The sequence below is a fragment of the Bdellovibrio sp. GT3 genome (genome assembly GCF_037996765.1).
Taxonomy (GTDB): Bacteria; Bdellovibrionota; Bdellovibrionia; order Bdellovibrionales; family Bdellovibrionaceae; genus Bdellovibrio.
In genome coordinates this window covers 342,562-364,102 of the sequence record NZ_JBBNAD010000006.1, presented here as the reverse complement: position 1 = coordinate 364,102, position 21,541 = coordinate 342,562, and the positions used below count along the sequence as shown (strand labels likewise).

Here is a 21,541-nt window from a genome sequence, read left to right as displayed (position 1 = left end):
CAAAGGAAATGCGATGAAAAAACACTTCGGAAAATCAAAACATTTAATCAGTGCGATCGTCTTCATGCTGCTGGCCAATTCCGCCATGGCGCAAACGACTTTGGAAGCAGTTGTCATTGACGATACCTTTAAGGCCAATGCCTCGCTTTTGGGATTTCCTGCAGAGGATTTACAAAAGGTGCCGGTCAGTTCCCAGAACTATTCCGAACAGGAATTAAAGCAGAACCGCGTACTTCGTCTGGCGGACCTGACGACACTGGAAGCTTCTCTCAGTGACAGCTACAATGCCACGGGCTACTGGGACATGGTCTCCATTCGCGGATACACCTTGGATAATCGCAGTAACTTTCGGCGTAACGGTTTGCCCATCAGTGCCGAGACCTCCATTCCCTTGGAAAACAAGTCGGGCATCCTGATTCTTAAAGGCCTGTCGGGTGTTCAATCCGGTGTCAGCAGTCCAGGGGGATTTATCGACTACGAAGTTAAGAAGTCCGGTAAAAAGATCAAAGACGTTTCTGTTGATCTGTCGGATTCGGGGAATCTTTTGCTGGCCGCTGATGTTGGCGGTGCCGCCGGCGCACGCGCGGATTATCGGATTAATCTCGCTCAGGAAAATATCTCGCCACACTTAAAACATGCAAAAGGCAGTCGATCTTTAGTGGCCGGCGCGATCAGTGTGCGAATTGGTGAATACGGTTTGCTGGATGCGGAGCTTGAGTGGTCAAGGCGGTCGCAACCCAGTCAACCCGGCATGAGTCTTCTGGGGGATGCTTTGCCCGAGGTTCAGAATCCTAACATCAATCTTAATAACCAATCCTGGAGTGAGCCCGTGGTGTTTGGGGCTTTAACTGGAAGTGTGCAGTATTCCATGGCCGTGCATGAAAACCTGCAATGGAATTTATCCGCGGGAATGCAAGCTCTTAAAAATGATGACTACCTGGCGTATCCCTATGGTTGCACCAAAGACGGAAACTTTGACCGTTATTGTTCTGATGGGACTTTTGATTTTTATGACTATCGCAGCGAAAATGAAGTTCGCGATACCGAATCCGTGCGCACTGGATTTGCCGGGCAAGTGCAGTTCGAGAATATAAAACACAAGTGGAATGCGGCGATTTTGGGTTGGAAAACCCGCGAACGCTATCAACGTCAGGCTTATAACTATGTGGGGGAGGGGCATGTCGACGGAACGGCAAAGGTTCCAGCTAATCCGACCTTGAATGATGAGAGTACCAATCGGGATTCTGCCAATCTGCAATTTCTGGCATCAGATGCGATGGAGCTTGGAAGATGGACAGCCTGGTTGGGTGGCAGTTGGAATGGGGTGAACCGAAGCTCCGTGCGAACGGACGGCAGTCGTCGCACGGATTATTATCAGTCGTTTCTTTTGCCCTGGGCGGCACTTTCCTATCAGTGGTCGCAGGATCTACTGCTATACGCGAGCTATGCCGAAGGAATGGAAGCGTACGTTGTGCCGAATCGCAGTACTTACGCCAATCCTGGCGAGTATCTGCCGGATGTGCGCTCCCGTCAGTACGAGATCGGTGTGCGTGGCGGCCAAACGATTCAGTGGAGTGTGGCAGTCTTCGATATCCATCGTCCATTGGTGACAGATCAGGCGCCACTTTATCAGGTTGATGGTGTCGATCGCCATTCGGGAGTGGAAGTTGAATTGCAGGGCAAGTGCGTGAGTTGTGAATGGTATGTGGCTGCCATGGTGCTTGAGGCCCGTCGCGAAGACAGCGTGCTTGCCGCAAATCTGAATAGTAAAATTCCGGTGAACGTGCCCAAGCAGACTGTGCGCTCTGGTGTCGAATACCACTTGAATTCCATGTGGTCGCTGAAGGGGCGTGGAGTCTTTGAAGGGGAGCGTTCGGTCACTGCGGATAATTCTGTTTTGATTCCGGGGTGGATTCGCTGGGATGCAGGTGTTGGCTACAAATTAAAATTGGATGGAGTGCAGCTACAGTCAGAATTGCTGGTGGAGAATCTGATGAACAATAAATACTGGCGGGAGGCCCCAACTCAGTACGGACATGTTTATTTGTATCCAGGCGGGGATCGTCTGTTCTCTTTGAACGTGCAGTTGTTTTTGTGAATTAAAAAAGGACGGGTAGGTGCCCGTCCTTTTTTTTTGTATTTCAGATCCTGTTAGTTCGAAGCTTCTGCACTTGCCATGTGATCGCTCTTGCCGGTTTTTTCAACCACCGGAGCAATCAGATTGAAGGAGTGATCAAATGTGTCCAGCATAGATACGAGCTCGTTAAGTGCTCCGGTTTTGCCAGTGGATTTGAGCTTGCCGCTTTTTTGTAAATCGGCCGATGACTCCATTCCGCCAAGCACAGCTCCAAAGTCACTGGAAGACATGGTGTATGTGGCATCCAGTTTTTCGTTCGGGATCGCTTTTCTTACGTGAAGGACGGAGTTGTTTAGTTCCAACGTTTGTTTTTCCTTGGAATTGTTAAGTGCCAGTCCAATTTTCATGGATTTGCCAGCTGTCTTTTCAGGATTCAGACGCATGCCTGTATAGTCGATCAGCATTGCCAATGGAAGAGTGCGGGTGTCCACGAAAGGTGTTGCTTCCCCAGGGACCCGTCCACGCAGCTCAGCAGCTCCTGAAAGGTAAACGTCTCTCCATGGACCGCTCTCTGCCTGGAAGCCCAATTGCTCAAGAGCCGCCGCCTGAAGTTGGCGCGCCTCTTTGTTGTTAGGCTCTGCATAAACCAGATGATTCACGAGTTCAGCAGTCCAGCGGTAGTCACCCTTGTCGAACGCCTCACGACCGACCTTCATAACTTTCGAAGCGCCACCTATCGCAGCTACGTAACGCTTGGCTGCTTCCGTGCGCGGATGTTTGTGAAGAGTGGCCGGATTTCCGTTGTAAAAACCCAAGTACAATTGGAAAGTCGCTTTGACGTTGTGGCTTAATGAGCCATAGTATCCGCGATTGTAAAATTCTTTTGCCAATGTATCCGGAAGTTTGATTTTCTCCGCAATTTCCTCGGCGTCATAACCTTGATTCGCCAGCCGCAAGGTCTGATCGTTGATGAACTTGTACATGTCTCTTTGTTTTGAGATATGCTCCACGACTTTAGCGTTACCCCAGCGTGGCCAGTGATGGGAAGCAAAGCTGACGTCAGCTTTAGATCCAAACATGCTCAGAGTTTCAGAAAGTGCGTTTGTCCAGACCGCGGGGCTGCGTACTTTCGCGCCACGCAGAGTATACAGATTATGCATGGTGGAAGTTGCATCCTCGGAGAGGCAAAGTGCTTTCATCTGCGGGAAGTAGAAGAGCATTTCTGAAGGCGCTTCAGTTCCTGGTGCCATCTGGAAAACAATTTCCACGCCGTCGACCGTCAATTTCTCGCCGGTTTTCGTGATCGTTTTGTTTGGTGGAATCAATGTTGTTGATCCGATGGCAGTGCCAGGCCCCAATCCTGTTCCCAAGTTTCCAATCGGAGAGTTTTGCAAAGTTCGACCGTACATGTAGTCAGCTCTGCGTCCCATGGCATTTCCGGCATAGAGGTTTTCACTGACGGCCTCTTCCATGAATCCTTCTGGTGCAATGACTTGAACCTTTTTCGATTTCGCATCAGCTTCAGTGATTACACCGCCAGCGCCCGCGAAATGGTCCACGTGGCTATGGGTGTAGATGACGGCCTTGACCGGGCGCTGTCCCAATTTATCATTTGCCAGCTTCAAGCCGGCCGCCGCAGTTTCAGCGGATAGCAGAGGATCGATCAAAATCCATCCGGTTTTCCCCTCGATCAAGGTCATATTCGACAGGTCAAATCCACGAATCTGATAAATTTTGTCAGTTACTTTAAATAAGCCATGAATGCGAGTCAGCTGAGATTGACGCCATAGACTTGGATTGGTTGTGTCGGGCGCGGCATCCCCTTTGACAAAGTCAAACGCGGCAAGGCTAAAGACAGTTTTGCCGTCCTTACCTTTGATCAAAGGATTATCCAAAGTTGCTATAAATCCCTTCTGAGCAAGCTCGAATTCTTCCTTGTCATTGAAATCCAGCATCTTCAGGTACTTTTGATTTTCCCGCTTGGTATGCTCTGTGGCTTTGCCATCCGGAAGTTCAGCTCCGTGGCTGACTGAAGTCGCAAATAAGACAGCGAGAGACCCTCGCAACAAACGTTTGTGCATTTTCTTTCCTCCTGAGTGTTTTATTGTTTCTGAGAGTGAAAAGATGTGGAAATGAAGGGTGGACAATGTGTGAAAAATCACCCATAATGTTCGATGCCCACAATGTGGTGTCATTGACAAAGGACAAAGCGTGTTTCTAGCTCCCATGAGCCTTCAAAATGTCTCTCAGTTACGTCATCCTAGCGAGCGTGTGCCGCTGGGGGAGCAGCGTGAATTTGCAGAAGGACTGGAGCTGGTCGCGGACGGTGGTTTTGATGGCTATGAGATGCAATCCAATGCCTCCGGCACCATGCAGTTGAAAGTTTTCATTGATGACCGCAAAGAGGACGTGAAGTGTTCAGTCAAAGTCCTTCAGGATGAAACCTCCGGCGTTTTGGATTTTCGTTGCGATAATTGCGGAACACGCGGTGATACCAAGATCACGTGTTCGCATCAATGGGCTTCATACGTTGTTTTGTGGCAGGCGTTAACTCTGGAAGAGGGTGTGCCTGCAGATCCACGCATTGAAAAGCTTTCTGAAGAATTGCGTGGTCCACGTCAACACAGGCAGCAGGGGTTGTCAGGTCAGGCAGAGACCACTGGTTTTTTGCAATCTATCACTTTATACGTCGAAGAAGCACCGGTATTGCGTGGCGAAACTTTGACATCACTGTTGAATGAAGTTTCTGAACCTCATCGACTTCTTGATGTCAGCAAAGAACAGGAAAGCCTGGCACCGACTCTGTGGAATCTGCCGGATGTTTTTCGTCGCAAGCTGACAGCGTATTCAGAGAACTTTTTTAACGAAGTGAACGAACAAAATCGTATTGCCGGCATGATTCGTTATAACTTCAGCAATGGTGTGCAGATTTCAGGCCGGGATATCCTACGCCATCCATTGTATAAAAATGTGCCAAAAGATCTGCTGCCACAACCGCGCAAGCCGGATTCAGTATTTGATAAGTGGCCTTTGACTCTGCAGCGGGATAATTTGTTTATCAGTCAGGCTTTGCGTGAAGTCGAAGAGATCATGCAGGTGGTTCTGGCTAACGTCGCGACCAAACTTAATCAAGGTCAGTTGGAAGTCTATATCCAGGGTAAAAACTCGCAAAAATCACTGCCAGTTCGCTTTATCGATTTTGACATGACTCGCGAATTTGAATGGCGCGTGGACTTTACTGAAAAAGATCAGCTGATTTCTGAATTCACTTTGATCAGCCCCAACCGGAAAAAGCCGTTTGCATTTTTTGAATCGTTCGCCTTTGAGGCGGAAGAGGGCGTGGTAGCCATTCATCCGTGGTATCGGGAGTGGAGTGAGTTCGTTCGTGTGCTGACGGATGTGAACGAGGATGCTCTGGCATTCTCACTGACCTCCACTGAATACCCACGGGTGGAGATTGAAGGGGAGCTTGAAGCCAAACGCATGGTCAAGCATCTGCGCTCGCGCGGAATTCCTGTGCACATAACGGGCGAAGTTAAAGAATTGTCCTCATCTCAAAGTGTAATGGGTATTTATCTGACAGAAACCGGTGCCTTTCATATACAACATGAAGCCCGGGTCATGGGGCAAAAAGATCTGGCGCGTTCGGGCTGGACAGCCCGTGCTTCGTTGTATTTGCATGTCCTCTCCGAAGGTTTGCCCTACTTTTTAGGAGCGGATGCCAAGGATATTGCCACTCGTTCCCGCGGGAAGCGAGACTGGGATTTGAAGCTACTGCGCCACTTGGGTGTTTTGCAGTACCTGACCCTTGAGACATTGAACTGGCATTTTGCGGGCGAGTTGACCGATGGTCGTATCGTTGAGGAAGATGAAATCTTCAAAATGGTGCAGGAAAATGTCCAGGCGCTTTTGGTAAGCGGCACAGGCGTTGTGCTGGCGCGTGAGATGTCCCTGAACGAACTGTGTTCCCGTAATGTGCTGGTTTACTTTGACGACTACGTGACCAAGACCTTGCAGGCTTTAAGAGCCAAAGAGTCTTTTTATTCTGAATCCGGCGAGGTTATTCTGGAAGGAGCGGTCGAACGCGAATTCCGTTTAATCTACGAGATGTTAAAACGCCTGGTCGCGACGACCAGTGGGGATGCCTTTAAAAAGGCCCGCACATCGTTTCTTTCCAAAATCTGGAATGGCGATCCGGCAAAGGATCCCACCCTCAGAACAGGTTTGTTCCAGTTTCCGAATGTGCGCAAAGAGTCCTCCCACACTCATGACACGATTGAGTCTTTGCAGGCATTGTTGCCTTTCGGTTTTAAAATCTACTACAAAGGCCAAATGCTTCAGGAGCTTTCAGAGGACGACTTCCAGGTTGATTTCCTGCTGACCAGTGATGCTTCTGAAAAGTATTTCAATTGGTTTGAACTGAATCCAAAATTCTTCTTAAAGGGTCAGGAGATTGACGCTCAGGCCATGTCCGGCTTTGGTGGCGGTGGTGTGATTGAGTACGATGGCAAGTTGTATCTGGTTCCGAAAAAACAAATGCCAAGTCTGCGCCGTTTGGAGAACTTCTGGAAGAAGCTTCAAGGTGGCAAGTCCGACAGCAAAACCAAAGGTGGAATCGGGGAGCGTGTTTACAAACTACCTCGCCATCAGATCCTGGAGTTGCTGGCTTTGCGCTCTTCGGGTGTCGGCATTCGTGGTGACCATGAATGGAAAAAGATCTGCGATTTCTATGACGGGCTTGGCAAGGAGCCGCGTAAGTTCGTTTTACCTAAATCCATGAATGCAGAGCTTAAACCTTATCAGGAATACGGCGTTCAGTGGTTGCAGGATCTTTATAATCTGCGATTGGGTGCTTTGCTGGCGGACGATATGGGTCTGGGTAAAACCCTGCAGACGTTGACGTTCCTTGAGGACTTAAGGGTCCAAGGGGAGCTGGGACAGGTTTTGATCGTGGTTCCGTCAAGTTTGATTTTCAACTGGCAAAGTGAAGTGCAAAAGTTCACGCCAGAACTGCCTTTGGAAGTATTCTCCAATAAGGACCGTGATCGCTTGGGTAAAAAATTATTCACAGGTGAAGAGTGTGTCCTGATCACGACCTATGGCCTTTTGATGGAGCACGAGGACTTCCTGGCCCAGGTGAAGTGGCGAACTTTGATTTTCGATGAAGCTCAGAATCTTAAGAACATCACGACCAAAAGAACCAGTGCCGCGCGTTCTTTGAATGCCCAGTTCAAGGTTTGTTTGACGGGTACGCCAATGGAAAACCACTATGGTGAGTTTTACTCTCTGGTGGATATTCTGGTTCCGGGCAGTCTGGGCAAGATCGAGGATTTCCGTCGTCAGTTTGTGAATACGGAAATGGTGACTCGCGAGGAGATGGATGATCTGAAACTGAAGATCAAACCGTTGCTTTTGCGCCGAACCAAAAAAGAAATTCTGGATCAGCTTCCTGAAAAACAGGAAACCAAGATGAGTATCGCATTTGAAGACAAGCAGATGGAAATCTATCGGGATATTGCTTTGTCCTACAACCAAAAGGTGCAGGAAGCGATGACCACCAACGGGGAAGCCAGTGTGCAGCTGCAAATGTTGACGGCACTTCTGCGTCTTCGTCAGGCTTGTTCTGATCCTGCCGGTTTGCCAAATGTTCGCTATGATAAGGTTCCGCCAAAACTTGAAACATTGCTTGAATCCGTTAGCGAGATCGTTGAATCCGGTGAAAGTGCCCTGGTATTCACGCAATTCCTGCAAACATTGGAGCATACTGCCAAGTTGCTGGATAAAGCGGGGATCCCGGTTTTTGTATTACATGGGGGAATTCCCACAGCCCAAAGACAAAAGATTTTGGCCGAGTTCAATGCCACTCCAGGCGGAGCCGTCCTGGTTATGACTTTGAAAACAGGTGGTGTGGGTTTGAATTTGACCAAAGCCAGCTATGTCTTCCATCTGGAGCCTTGGTGGAATCCATCCGTGGAAAATCAGGCGACGGATCGTGCGCACCGTTTGGGGCAAAGTAAAGCGGTTCAGGTGTTCCGCTATATCATGCATGAATCGTTAGAGGAAAAAATCGAGGTTCTGAAAAACCGCAAGGGCGTGAAGTTTCAAAACCTGTTTGGAAATGCAGAATCAGCAGCAGACCTGGGTGGCAATGCCAGCGGAGCGCTTTCCAAAGAGGACTTCGATATCCTGTTGGGACTTAAATAATCTTTTATTTCAGGATTTTGACCTGGAACTTTTGCGCTTTGATTTTACCATTGCGCAGGCTGTTCAGGGCGTGATTCACACTATCGGACCTGATTGCGACATACGAATACGTATCATGCATTTCAATCTTTCCGATATCCGTGGCTTTCAAGCCGCCGGCAGCACCTGTCAGTGCACCCAGAATGTCTCCAGGGCGAATCTTGTTTTTGCGACCGCCGGAGATCATCACGGTTTGCATAGGGGACTGCTTCCATTCCCAATTCAGGCCAAACTGATTTTTAAATCCCAGCGTGGGCTTTTGGAATTTTCGTCCTGTGATTTGCTCAATTTCAATCAACTTCAAAGTGTCGCGGGCTGAAATCAAAGTCACCGCGACGCCGGATTTTCCCGCGCGACCCGTACGACCGATGCGGTGAACGTAGGTTTCCGGTTGCAGAGGGAAGTCGTAATTGATCACCAGTTCCAGATTTTCGATATCAAGTCCGCGGGCGGCCACATCGGTGGCCACCATGATTTTGTAACTGCCATTTTTAAACATCGCCATCACACGTTCACGATCGCGTTGTTCCAGGTCCCCATGCAGACAGGTGGCGCTGGCTTTTAAATCAGCAAGGCGATTCATCAGATCGTTCACGGAGTTTTTGGTGTTGCAGAATACGATACAGGATTCGGCCTGATGCTGTTGCAGAACGCGCATCAAATTATCAGCTTTATTAGCCTCTTCAGACTCGTAGGTGACTTCTTCAATCAGCAAAGACTCGGGAGCTTCCTGAATTGTGACTCGGGCCGGATTTTTTTGATAGCGGCGGCTTAGATCCAGAACGGCTTCGGAAAAAGTTGCGGAAAACAGAACCGTTTGTCTTTGTGCGGGAAGTTCCTGCATCAGATTTTTGATTTCGACGATGAAGCCCATATCAAACATTTTATCAGCTTCATCCAAAACCACAGTTCGCACATCATCCAGAAACAGACGACCCTTGCCAGCCAGATCCAGAATACGTCCTGGGGTGCCGACCACGATCTGCACACCTTTTTCAAGTTCCTGCTGCTGTTCGCGGCCTGTCTGCGCGCCACCGGTCAGGGACATGGTTTGCAGACCCTCAAGTTTTCTGCCCAGTCTGCGCACTTCCGTCAAAACTTGCGTCGCAAGTTCACGGGTGGGACAGATGATCACTGCTTGCACGGTTTTTTGCTGAAGCTCCAGCTGATTTAAAATCGGCAAAATAAAAGCAGCCGTTTTGCCACTTCCTGTTTTTGACTGACCAATCAAATCCTTGCCGCTCAAAAGGACGGGAATACTTTGTTCCTGGATGGGAGTCATGGAGGAAAACCCAAGTTCCTGGACAACTGCCAATAGCTCTGGTTTTAGGTTCAAGGCTGAAAATGTAGCTTTAGTATCCAATTTAAGACTCCCGGAAGGTCCTCAATATAGCAGAACAGTCCGGGAAATTCTAGTTTTGAAGGTTCCCTAAGGCTTGAAGCCAAGGGCTCGTAATCTTTGACAATTGCACGACACTTTCATTGGGCAGGTGCGGAGCCAGCTCGGTCAATGCAACCAGGGTCGCCACTTTTTGAGGGAAATCAAGTTTGCTGCCGTCGCCATTGACGTAAAACTGCTCTTCGGTGCTGAAAAGTTGTTTATTCATCGCAAAGTAAATTTCCTGGGCACTCCAAAGGTAGGCATCAATCTTCGTCAACTTCCAGGCTGCCAGCAGGGCACGAATGGCGTAGGCCTGTTCATAGGCGCGGTAAGGCACCACATTCGAGCGCTTAAACTCTTTCAGGATATATTGGGATTGAACCAACGAATCCTGATTCACCAATTGGTTGGAAATGAAGTTTGCCAAGGACAGAATCAAAAGCCTGATATCCTTGCGCCCCTCAATAAGTTCATCCAGGCTGGATCTGCCCGAAGCGTCCTTGTCAGTCAGGATTGTGGATTTGGTTTTTTCAACGCCTTCTGTGGCTTTTAGGAATTCAGCCAAAGCCAAAAGGAATTTTGAAACGTCCACGGAGCGCACGATGTTTGATTTCACACCGTCCTTCATGTCAACGATACCACCCATGATGGCCGTTTCACTGCTGGTCGCATATTGATCTGCCCAAATGATATTATTATCCAAGGTCACCAGGAAAACCGGAGTGGCTTTTTTAGTGATGTCTTTTAAGAGCACTGCGATGTCACCCACGTTCAGGGCAAAGAACATATCCTTCGGGAACAAAGTGCGCTTCAGCTCCGGAGAGTTCAAGTGCGGCACAAGTTCGTTGGCAGTGATCGGTGTGAGGTATTTATCAAAGCTGCTGGTTTTCCAGTCGGCAGTGATTTTAAGCATGTGACTAAGGCCTTCAATCTGTTCGGCAAAATAAGCCGCCGAGAAGTCCTTGGCATAATCCATTCCAGGATTCACATGAAACGGATCCTGCAAGGTCACTTTGTCTGGAATACGATATGAGAAAGTCGTTTCAGACAATCTCATCAAATCCAAAGGCTGTTTTGTTTTTTCAACAGGGGAAAGCAACGCCGGAACCAGGCGATCATTGATGTCGCGGTATCCGCCGATAGTGATCAGCTTGTTGATCTGTGAAAGAGCGGTCTGTAAGCCAATATCCGCATCGCCGGCATTCTCCATCAATAACGAACGTGCCATGATCGAGGAGCCCGCTGTATTGGCCTGTAAGATTGCTGGAGTGCCAAGACTCGCAATGGTCAGCGGAGATGACTTTGTCAGGTTCAGTTGCACCGTCGGGGTTTCAAAGCCGGCAACCATGCCATTTGATTTGGCCAATTTTTTCGCGGACCATTGATTCAGGATTTTACGAACATAAGGTTCATAGTTGTTTTGCACGTCCTGCAGCTGCACGGATTTTTTATCGATGCCTGTATCGATATTGTCAGCAAAGACTGCGGGAATGTCGCGAATGAACGTCAAAGCGAATTGTTCAACAAACGTGATCAGATAGTCACGAGCGGCATCGTTCAGCAAATTGCGGATTTTCAGAACGCCAAACTTTTCAATCTTTGGCAGGATGAAGACCTTTTTGGCAATACCATCAATAATTCCACCACTGCACCCTGGGGTGCGCAGGCACTTCAATTCCTTGTCGTCCTGTTTGCGTAAGAAGCTGTAAAGATCCTCGTTCGCCGGAGCAAAGTACTCCTTGCGCTCATCAGGCGTCAGCATTTTCCAAACATCAATCAAGACCGTCAGTGCACCTTGGGAGTCACGGATTTGTTCCACTCCGCGGCCCACCAGCAAACCCTGATCCAGTTGGCGGCTTGTCTCGGGCTCCAAGGTCACTTCAAAATCCACGGTCAATTGCTGAATCAGCTTTAGATTGAAAAAGAAGTTTTTAGAGCCGTAGAACTTCTGTGTGAATTCAGACATTTTCGCGAAATAGGGCTTGGTCTGCAAAGTGATTTCAGTGCGCAGACCATCCTCAACCGGGGGAGTCAGTCCCAAAAGGTGCAGTTGCCCCAGGAAGTGTTCAGTGAAGTATTCAACTTGCTTGATCAGGACATCGACGCGAACGGGGCGCGTGGCCCAGCCATACTCCTGACCCATTTTCAAAAGATGGGTGCGAAGAACAGATTTGGCTTTGACCAGATCCACCAGGACCTCGTCCAGGGTTTCAGTCACTTCCGCTCTGGTTTGCGCCGTTGCCAAGGTCGCATAGGGCGCCAATGCCAAAGCCTGATACGATGCTGTTTTAGGTTGAGCATAGAACTTTTTGATCAAGGAAATGCCCTTGTCGCGAAGTTTCGAGTTCTGTGTCAGTACGCCCAGATTGTGAATATTCTGAGCCTGACGGAAGAAATTCGAAGTCGAAACCTCTCCGGTCCAACTGACATCCAGTTTTGAAATATCGGATTCACGCAGGCGTTCACGCAAATTGACGTCAGTATAGCGCGGTCCAAATGTCTGGACACCACCGCCTAAATTGGGAGTTTGTACTTTAGGGGCGCAGCCCGCGAGCAGGAGAGTCGTCGACAAAAAAATACGCAGCGTTTTTTTCATGCGACCCCCTTAAAAGAAAAGCATCAGGTTGAATTCCTGAGCCAGTTGACGTTCAACGTTGACACCGTTAGCGTAGTCAGAAATTTCCAACGATGCAATCATTGGAAGTAAAGATTGTTTCTTAAAGTACGATGAAACAGTAGAGTAAATAATCTGCGCTTTTACTTTGTGATAGTTGGACTGAGTATTTTTCGAAAGCAGATCATAGCGCAATCCGCGGGTGCCTTGAAAGGAGTCCGCTTCCTTGTTTGCATATTCATAGCCCGTTCCAAAGCTAAAGCGGTCATTCATATCATAGAACAAATTGCCGCCGGCAATTTGCGAGTTCCCGATTTGACGGGAAATGGTTTCCTTGTTAGCCGCATCTGGCAGGGTGTCATCGGGATTTGAGGGAACGCGCTCCGTGATTTGATCGGGAACGTTCAGGATATAGCTTAAAAATGGGACTGCAGTGAATTTTGAGAACTTGTAGGAATAAGCAACAGTGCTGTTTACATTCGTGCGGCCGAAATTATTCAGTGCTGCCAGATTGTCACAATCATAGGCGGGACCCGTGGGTAAATTGATCTGCGCCTGATAGATTAAGGCTGTTTTTTTATTATCAAAAAACTTGAAGACGCTGACCAATTGCACGTCGCCAACGAAGGAATCATTTTGATCCGCCAGCTTTTTATAGCCTTTTTTTGCCAGCGTTTCATTGGTGGCTTTACCTAGGTCCGTTGCCAGGGCTTGATCCAGCTCGGCATTGATTCCGGAAAATTGTTGGCGGTAGTAATCAATGTTCGAAAACTGCTGGGACAGGGATAGCTTGTTGGTGTAGGTGACAAAGGGGACCCCCATGCCGAGAGTCCACTTTTCGGTCAAGCCATGGGCAAAGACGGGAGAGAAATAGTTCACATGGGGCGTGGTTTCAACACGCAGAACTCCCAGATTCAGTTTGTCACCGAGCTTGGCGCCACCAAATTTATTTAAGGCATTAATCAGTTTTTGGGCGTCGGCGTTGAATTTTTGAAGGGTCTGAGCGTCGAAGTTAACGGATTTATAGTCCCCCAATTTGACCAGGGTGCCGTCCTCTGTATATCTTTCACTGATGCCATCCAGATTCCCATAACGGAACGAGGGGCTGCTGATTCCCGCAGGCAGAGTTTCCGTGGATAGCAGGGCCCAAGCGTTAGTGGCGCTAAAAATGAAACTGCTGGCTATCAGAGTCATCAAGACAGTTTTCACGTGTTCTCCGCGAAGTTTTTTGCGTTCGGAACCTTATAGCCGATATGCGTAAAAAAGTCTCGTATTTGAATGTTTATCCTAGTGCCTTTGTTAACGATTTTTTCGTAATCCCTCCTGTTCACTGCAGGTGTTCGATAGTCTGGTAAATTTTTTAGATTTCTGCTAGATTGCGGGCACTATGACGACGACCTTGAAGGTATTTCTTTCTGACAGCTTTCACCCGCATTTGAATCTGGCGACCGAAGAATGGATTTTCCATAACTTGGATCCATCCAGTCAGATTCTGTTTTTGTGGAGAAACGAAGAGACCGTCGTAATAGGTCGCAACCAAAATCCGTGGTCAGAATGCAATCTGGCGCAGATGAAGAATGATAATGTGCATTTGGCTCGTCGAACGACGGGAGGGGGGGCTGTATTCCATGACCTGGGCAATACCAACTTCACGTTCCTGTCGCCCAAAGAGGGCTATCGCCGCGAAAACAATGTGCAGATCATTTTTGATGCCCTGAAGGAGTTTGGAATCACGGGCGAAGCTTCCGGTAGAAACGATTTAATGGTGCCGTTCCACGATGGTCCACGTAAATTTAGCGGCAGTGCTTACCGTGAAAAAAAGGACCGTGCTTTCCATCATGGGACTTTGTTGTTGCGTGCTGATCTGACCCGATTGGGAAATTACCTGACGCCGAATCCAAAGAAGTTGCAGTCCAAGGGTAAGGAATCTGTTCGGGCGCGAGTGACCAATTTGAATGAAATTGCCAAGGACATTAACCACGACAATGTCTCTGAAGCGATGATCCGATCCTTTGAGAAGTTCTATAATGCCAAAGCTGAAATCATCATGCTCACTATGGAGTCTTTGCCTGAAATTCCGGAATTGAAGGAGCAATATAACAGACTTTCTTCCTGGGACTGGCTGTATGGTTCGACATTGGAATTCACTCACAAGATGGATGAATACCTGAGCCTGGGATTCTTTGATTTTCATTTTGTCGTTAACGACGCCGAGATCAAGGAACTAAAGATTTACACGGATTGCCTGTATCCGGCGTTGATTGAAAGCATGCAGCAGGAACTGACAGGCAAACACTATAACGGGGACAGTGTGAAAACCGTATTTGCGGTTTTAGTAAAGAAATTCCCGGACCTGGAGCCTCAGCTCAATGAACTTGAGTCGTGGTTGATTAAAAATATTGAAGTATAGGAAAGTGCCATGGTTGATATTGGCCGATTGAATAAATTAAAAACTGTAAAAAAAGCCGAATTCGGAATGTTTCTGGATGGCGGCGATGATGGTGAAATCCTGTTGCCTCGCCGTTATGTAAAAGACGAATGGCAAGTGGGCGATGAAGTTGAAGTGTTTGTGCACTTTGACTCCGAGGACCGTTTGGTGGCAACGACTGAAACACCTAAAGCCATGGTGGGTGAGTTTGCTCATCTGATGGTTAAATCCGTTGAAAATGTGGGTGCATTTTTGGATTGGGGTTTGGGCAAGGACTTGTTCCTTCCGTACTCTGAACAAACCCGCGATCTGCGCGTAGGTCAGGCTGTTGTCGTTTATCTTTATCTGGATAAAACAGATCGCATTTCTTCCTCAATGCGATTGGATCGCTATATTTCCAAGGAAGCTGGAGACTACAAGGAAGGTCAGCAAGTGGACCTGTTCGTGGCAGCACAGACAGACTTGGGTTTTAAGGCCATCATCAATGGCAAACATTGGGGTATGATCTACACGAACGAGATATTTGATCGTTTGGTGCATGGTCAAAAATTGAAAGGCTATATCAAAAAAGTTCGTGAAGACGGGAAAATTGATTTGGCTCTTCAAAAACTGGGGCACCAAAGCTCTGAAGATATCGGTCCAATGATTCTGGCGCGTCTGCGTGAAGAAGGCGGATATCTGGCTATCAATGATAAAACCTCCGCCGATCTTATCTATGACATGTTCGGCGTCAGTAAGAAAAAGTACAAAATGGCTTTGGGTGATCTGTATAAAAAGCGCATCATCACCGTGAAGGATGACGGGATCTACCTTAATAAATCTTCTCAGTAGTTAATCGCTGAGGAATAAAGAAATCCCAACGTGTCGGAGTTAACAGCTCCGACATCTTTATTTTTCAGGTACTGGTAAAATAGACCAATATTTCCCTCGTAAGTTCGCCGTTGAATTTGAATTCCCGCACTCAGCAAAATGTTTTCCTGGTCAGTGGTATTGGTAAAGCTCGCTCCACAGAGCCAATTCGTGTCCTGGACAAAAGGGGCTTTCCATCCCACCGATGCATTGAACAGTTCGCTGCTAGCGACGTACTCGGACGCATAACTAAGATCCAATAAAATTTCCTGATTTTTAAACTGCAAGGCCTGACCCAGCGTGAATCCAAAAATGCTGTCGGTGTGAGGCGTATAGCGACGGAAAGTTTCATTCTTGGTGTTTTGCCCGGTAGACATTTGATTCTGGTACATTTCACCTTCGGCCCAAATGCTGACACCGCGCCATTGAAGAGTGGCGCCAATATTGTAGCCGTCAGTGGCTTGCCACAGGATTCCGGGTTTCAGCAGGATGTAGTTTTCAGTTTCAACTGTTTTTTCGGTGAGTGCTGTCCAATTTCCAGCGGATTCTGTATTGGTGACAATGTCTTTGGCGAACTCGCTCCAGCTCATGGCGACACTGATACCCCAGGCCCATTTTGAATTCACGAGTCCGCCAAAGGCCAGACCACCCATGGCCATCTGTCTTTCAAGTTCTCCGGTCAGTGTTGATCCGTCGTTGTTGCTGATGCGGATGTAGTTGTCGGTGTTGGTGGGATAGATGTAAAAGAGTCCTGTGTGAATGTTTTCATTATAGGGAAGAATGGCCGAAGCTAAAAGTGTGCCGGATTTCAGAGTACCGGTTTCCCGTTGAAAAGCGGCGCTATCCAAATCCTGGTAGGCAATTGAGGAACCAGAGACCGAGACGTTGACCTTGCCTTGGCAAAATCCAATTCCCGCAGGATTGTAGACGGTGCTTCCTGCTGAACAGGCAAGTGCGGTTCCTGCGTTTCCAAGAAAAGCTTCGGCACTGCCCACGGGAGTCATTAACAATGAGCCTTGGGACAGTGCCGGTAGTATCATCGTAATAAGCAGGACGGCGATGTTCAGCACGGTTCTTTGAAATCAATCCAATGAGATCATCGCATTTAAGCCAACGGACTTGTAGTCCGCCAATCCACGGGCGACATTGGAGTTGTTGGCATCAAGATAGAAGTGAAGTCCAAACGTCGGGTTGAATTTGAAGGTGGCGCCGAAAACCATCGGGAAGGCCGGTGTATCGATGCTATCCACTCGGCAGTCCGGGCTGCCAGAGCATGAACTTGAGATATTGATAGAGGCGATAAAGCCAAAATAGACACCGAATTTTTCATGGGGTTTGAAAAGGACCGCGATCGGAATGTCCAGGTAATCCAAGTTCCAATCGATCTCGGTTCCTGTTGAGTCACTTCTGGTTTGTAGGGGACGTTGTGTGTACAGCAGGCCAGTTCTAAAATGCGCCACATTGCCTTCCAAAGGCAGATGAACAAAGGCCCCGCCTTGAAATCCCGTGCGGGATTCAGTAGAGACAGGCCCGTAAGCGTCACCATTTTGCTGGCGGACGCCCAACTCCAAACCGTAATCCAAAGCGGCCTGAGCCTGTGAGTGGAAAAGTAACATTGCGAAAAGTGCCATAAAGTATTTTTTCATTCATATCTCCTTTTTGGTTTTGAAATTAACGTCTGAATCCACCGCCACCACCGCGAAAGCCACCTCCACCGGCATGCATTCCGCCGCGGAGGTTCGTACTGGAAGCCGGGGAGCGGGGACCGGCGCTGTGATTGACTTGGGGTGTATCTGGACGGGATGTGCGAGCGTCATGATTGCGCTCCAGGTTTTGGATGTTATCGGGTTTTTGAACGGGGGACCAGGTGTTGGGTCCTTCGTATTGTGACCAATCTCCTTTGCCATTGCGACGATAAACTCCGCCATCGTGACTTGCGTAAAGATTGTCGCTACCAATTCCACGTGCTAACTTTGTGTCTCCAATTGTGTGAGTTATCATTCCGTGACCACCGGAACCGGTAATGACGGAAGTTTTGCCCCAATTATGGTAGATGTTGGTGACGTCGATATTCACATAGGTTCCGCCCCAGCAGCAGGATCCCCAACCCCAGGGATACATGACCGCACCCATCGAGAATCCCATGAAAAATCCGGTATCGTACCCATAGCCATAGCCGACACCAAAGCCGTAGGTTTCTGGTGGCGGGTACCATGCGGTTGCTGTTGTATAAGGTGCATAGGAATAGCCGGTGCCATACACGACGGTCCCGTCAGCAGATACAAAGGTGCCATGATATCCTGGCGTGAAACCCACAACTACGTAGTCAGCACTGGTGCTGTAGATCTTCACATACGTCACATAGTAAAGCGGAGAGGAGGTGGGGATTTGATAAATCTGATCAGGCACCGCAATGGAAACCTCCCAAGGACCGGACTCTTTGGAAGCATTAAACCAAACACCGTCTTGAACAATGTAGTAGAGCTGTGGATTCACCATGATCAAAGGTGTGTTGCAATTTTCTGCATATTGAAGGGAGCTTGATGAAATCTTTTGCCACTTTACCGCACCATCACATTTAAGTTCCTTTGGTTTTAACGAGCGTGCCACTTGCGCAGTTTGCGGAATACTGCTGGTAATTAGTGATTCTTTAGCCTGAGGAGTGCCTGGTACCGAGACCAAGACCTCTGCCACGGGGCTATTCGTTGGAATTTTTGCGAAGTCTTTGGGTAAACTGTCGCCAGGCACATACTTCCAAGGTCCTTGCAGGGATTTCGAGTTGAACCAGCGACCGGAAATCAAAGAAAAGTAAATCTGTGATGAAGTTTCCAGAAAGATTGAGTTCGGTGAGTTGGACATATAGAGCAAACCGGTTTTTTCAACTGCCGCAAATTTAGGATCCCCTTCGCTTTGCAAAAGTTCTGTGGGTTGAGTGGCAATAAATATTTTTGGAGTTACGCCGGGAGGATAGATGGAGTTACCCTGGGTCGTACGTCCTTCCAAGGGGTCGACAGTTTTACTTTTTACCAGCTCGTCTTTGACCATCGTAATTTTCGAAGTCGGTGCAGACTTGGCAGGTGCAAAGGGTCCGGTCGCAGAAGGGGCCGAGAACCATTTGTTTAAAGCCCACAGGTAAAAGTTTTTATCTCCATCTGCGACGATCAAGGCGCTGGTGTTAACAACGCGTTCCGGTGTTTTGTACTTACCAGAAGGTCCCATAACGGGTTTTCCAGAGATCATGATCAACAGACTAGGGGATGTCGCAAAAATAATTTGTGGAGGATCGTTTTTTAGTTGCGGGGATTTGCGTTTTTTATCCACGGATGACAGTTCGAGGCTTGCAACAACATTGCGATATGGCAGGACGTGTTCTTTTTTATTTAGTGCCTTCTCAAATTCTCGGGTCAGTTCCTGACGTTGGGATGAATCTCCGGGAAGCTGCATATCAGCGACCTTAATGGTTCTTAAGGTCACGGTGGATTGATCTTTGTCGATCAGACTGTCTGCCTTCATCAAAAAGGAGCCATAAGAATCCTTACCGCCCTTTTGAATTTTGAAAGCCGTGCGGGCGGTGATGAGATTGTTATCAATGCCTTCAACCTGTGGCTGAAACAAAGTTACTTTTTGTTTTGAATCCAGGGAAACTTCTATGGGCCAATTACGGCTCGGAGCTGCTGCTGCTGTGTCGGTTTTGGTATCTTTTGCGGCATTTGTAACAACACCGCATAGAAGAATAAAGCAAACGGCCAACTTACTTTTTAGCCCCATGATCCCCTCCATGTTTATAGTAGGATGGTACGGGATAGGGCTGGATTTGAGGTGGTCCTGTGGTAACTTACACGAACTTTAAGTCTGTTCGAAGGTGCCTTTTTCGCGATTCTTGCGAACATTTGGAACAGTAAAAATCTGATTGTGGAAGGCGATATAGAATCCCGGTTTCAAAAGTTTGGCAGCCAACATGGCCTCTGTGACGTTCTGAGTGGCATCGCTGTCATCAAAGCCCATGGGGATCATCGCGCCGGTGAAGACCACGGGTACATTGGGATTTCCAATTTCCTTGAAACAGTATTCTGCGGAAATATGCATGGTATCGGTTCCATGAAGAACGACAATCGGGCAGCCCCGTTGCATCTGGTCCTTAACGGTCGCGCAGATCAAAGAGCGGTCTTCGTCGTTCATGTACAATGAGTCTTTGCTAAGCAAAGGGTAAACCGAAATATTTGTATAGGGTAAACGCAATTTGGAAAGAATGCGGTTCTTGATGCTGGTGCCACGATTCTCTAATGAGCCATCGAACTCATTATAGGTTTTCTCAATCGTGCCACCGGTCGTGATAATTACAACGTCTTGTACTGGAGTTCCCATATATGTCGGAGATCCTATGCTAAGATCTCCGAACTAGCTACTAATTTTCGCTGACTTGCGGACCACAAGCTTGGTCCAAGGACATGCTGTCCTTTTTAGGATTGAAAATGCGTCCCAATTTACCTGTAAGACCGCCAGTGCCTTTTTTATAGATTTGGCACTTTTGGATCAAGCCGAAGTGGTCGGTAATCATCATGCGGTGCAAGCCGACGCGCAATGTGTCCAGGTTTGTCTGAGCTTTTACACGATTCGTATAAGCAGCAGTCAGGTTGTTCCCTGCACTTAAAACGTGCAACAAATCTGTCGCGCCCATTTGGAATTTTTGAAGTTCCGCATCGTACAAAGCTTCCAGGTTTTCTTCAGCCTGTCTTGCCAACGACAATTGCATTTGGCTTTCACGCAATGAACCCACAGTCGTCTCAACCATTTTAGCCTGGTCAAAGTCGATCTGTTTCTTTTGCAGACGGATTGCATCCAATTCGCGGTTACCGATTTTTAGGATCAGGAAGTTACCGAAATTGAAAGTTGCAGAACCACTGCCTTCAGCATCCGCAAAAGCACCCGTAGGGCCGCGGGATGCGCCGTAAGTTGCGCCCGTCAGGAACGACCAGAAGGCACTCCATTTGCCGGCTTCAGTTGCTTTTAGCATAGAGGAAAGCTGACGAAGTTCCGGTGAGCGGGACAAGGACAGGTCCACAGTTTTTTGCAAAGGTTCTTTTTCAGCAGAGGAGGAGCCGATGTGGAAAGATTCAATTTTGATATCCGTGGAAAGTGGCAAAGCCAGCATTTCGCGGATCGCCGCTTTTTCCTGAAGGATCAAAACGTCCATTTGTGATACTTGGATTTTGGACATTTGAGTTTGCGCCTGAACTTGCAAAAGTTCAGATTTTTCTCTCATGCCGGCATCCACAGCCATTTGGATCATGTCTTCGATCTTTTTGTAGTTCTCGTATTGGAACTGAAGAATCGAACGAAGTTCAATGTCACCCTGGATCGTTGAATACAAAGAGTAAGCGGAGGAATAAGTATTCAATTGGGAGATGTAGTAAGACTCACCCTGTGCATTCAGAACATGCTGGCTTTCGCGCAGATCCAGCCATTTGCTTGGAAGCAGGAATGGCAAAAGCATAGTTACTGAAGCCAGTGAAAAGCTCGCACTGCTGTCAATGGCTGCGCCCAGGTTGATACCCGGAAGCAGATTGCGGCGGGCGCGATCCACAGAGTCTTTTGCTTTGAAGACATTGTTCATTTGCACTGCAAGATCCACGTTGTTTTCAAGCAAACGTGTTTTCAAAGTGCGTGGGTTGATGGTGATAGAAGTTGGTTGCGATGGTTTCGCCGCGTAAGAAGTTGCGGTGATAACCGTCGCGATTACGATAGCTGCCAAATTTCTCATTTTGGAATGATTCATCTGAGTCCCCTTAGAGGGCTCAAAAATTATTTGGTACCTAACTAGAAGTCAAATTATCTCTGAAAATAAGAACTAAACTCTCCTAAACATCGTAAAACAATTCACTTTTTCGTGTGGCTTTGAGATCGGGTGAGGGGAATTCTTTTCAACCGTTTTTGAGCTGCTAAACTGAG

General features: G+C 48.0%; 13 protein-coding genes. 4 read left to right on the top strand and 9 right to left on the bottom strand.

Annotated features, from left to right (window positions below; translation table 11 throughout):
• The first annotated feature begins 13 nt into the window (after window positions 1–13).
• On the top strand, window positions 14–2,098 hold the full coding sequence (locus tag AAAA73_RS17030) for a TonB-dependent siderophore receptor (protein WP_340599699.1): 2,085 nt from the start codon (window positions 14–16) through the stop codon (window positions 2,096–2,098).
• Window positions 2,099–2,151: 53 nt separating this feature from the next.
• On the opposite strand, the gene AAAA73_RS17025 is transcribed toward AAAA73_RS17030, so the two are convergent.
• A complete protein-coding gene (locus AAAA73_RS17025) occupies window positions 2,152–4,158 on the bottom strand; it encodes an alkyl/aryl-sulfatase (RefSeq protein ID WP_340599698.1) in 2,007 nt (668 codons plus the stop codon).
• Window positions 4,159–4,288: 130 nt separating this feature from the next.
• On the opposite strand from AAAA73_RS17025, the gene AAAA73_RS17020 reads away from it, so the two are divergent.
• Entirely contained in the window at window positions 4,289–8,281 is a 3,993-nt protein-coding gene (locus tag AAAA73_RS17020) for a DEAD/DEAH box helicase (RefSeq protein WP_340599697.1), read from the top strand.
• A gap of 4 nt (window positions 8,282–8,285) precedes the next feature.
• Here AAAA73_RS17020 and dbpA read toward each other — a convergent pair whose 3' ends face one another.
• Genes dbpA through AAAA73_RS17005 form a run of 3 tightly spaced genes read right to left on the bottom strand, consistent with a single transcriptional unit; the run spans window position 8,286 to window position 13,524 of the window.
• Window positions 8,286–9,683, bottom strand: coding sequence for an ATP-dependent RNA helicase DbpA (gene dbpA, locus AAAA73_RS17015; RefSeq protein ID WP_340599696.1), 1,398 nt, complete (start codon window positions 9,681–9,683; stop codon window positions 8,286–8,288).
• 49 nt (window positions 9,684–9,732) lie between these two features.
• Entirely contained in the window at window positions 9,733–12,297 is a 2,565-nt protein-coding gene (locus tag AAAA73_RS17010; RefSeq protein WP_340599695.1) for a hypothetical protein, read from the bottom strand.
• A 9-nt stretch (window positions 12,298–12,306) separates the two neighbouring features.
• Window positions 12,307–13,524, bottom strand: coding sequence for a hypothetical protein (locus tag AAAA73_RS17005; RefSeq protein WP_340599694.1), 1,218 nt, complete (start codon window positions 13,522–13,524; stop codon window positions 12,307–12,309).
• A 178-nt stretch (window positions 13,525–13,702) separates the two neighbouring features.
• Here AAAA73_RS17005 and AAAA73_RS17000 point away from each other — a divergent pair, with 178 nt between their 5' ends.
• A complete protein-coding gene (locus AAAA73_RS17000) occupies window positions 13,703–14,725 on the top strand; it encodes a lipoate--protein ligase (protein WP_340599693.1) in 1,023 nt (340 codons plus the stop codon).
• 9 nt (window positions 14,726–14,734) lie between these two features.
• The gene (locus tag AAAA73_RS16995) at window positions 14,735–15,574 is read left to right on the top strand and encodes a CvfB family protein (RefSeq protein ID WP_340599692.1); all 840 of its coding nucleotides are present in this window, start codon (window positions 14,735–14,737) and stop codon (window positions 15,572–15,574) included.
• Here the strand turns inward: AAAA73_RS16995 and AAAA73_RS16990 are convergent.
• From AAAA73_RS16990 to AAAA73_RS16970, 5 genes are all read right to left on the bottom strand, one after another.
• Entirely contained in the window at window positions 15,568–16,632 is a 1,065-nt protein-coding gene (locus AAAA73_RS16990) for a hypothetical protein (protein ID WP_340599691.1), read from the bottom strand. The two genes, AAAA73_RS16995 and AAAA73_RS16990, sit on opposite strands and share 7 nt — an antisense overlap.
• 42 nt (window positions 16,633–16,674) lie before the next feature.
• Entirely contained in the window at window positions 16,675–17,238 is a 564-nt protein-coding gene (locus AAAA73_RS16985; protein ID WP_340599690.1) for an outer membrane beta-barrel protein, read from the bottom strand.
• A 25-nt stretch (window positions 17,239–17,263) separates the two neighbouring features.
• The gene (locus AAAA73_RS16980) at window positions 17,264–19,360 is read right to left on the bottom strand and encodes a hypothetical protein (RefSeq protein ID WP_340599689.1); all 2,097 of its coding nucleotides are present in this window, start codon (window positions 19,358–19,360) and stop codon (window positions 17,264–17,266) included.
• 78 nt (window positions 19,361–19,438) lie between these two features.
• Window positions 19,439–19,957, bottom strand: coding sequence for an asparaginase domain-containing protein (locus AAAA73_RS16975; RefSeq protein WP_340599688.1), 519 nt, complete (start codon window positions 19,955–19,957; stop codon window positions 19,439–19,441).
• 40 nt (window positions 19,958–19,997) lie between these two features.
• Complete coding sequence (locus AAAA73_RS16970; protein ID WP_340599687.1) at window positions 19,998–21,368, bottom strand: TolC family protein; 1,371 nt, start codon at window positions 21,366–21,368, stop codon at window positions 19,998–20,000.
• Between the last annotated feature and the right edge of the window lie 173 nt (window positions 21,369–21,541).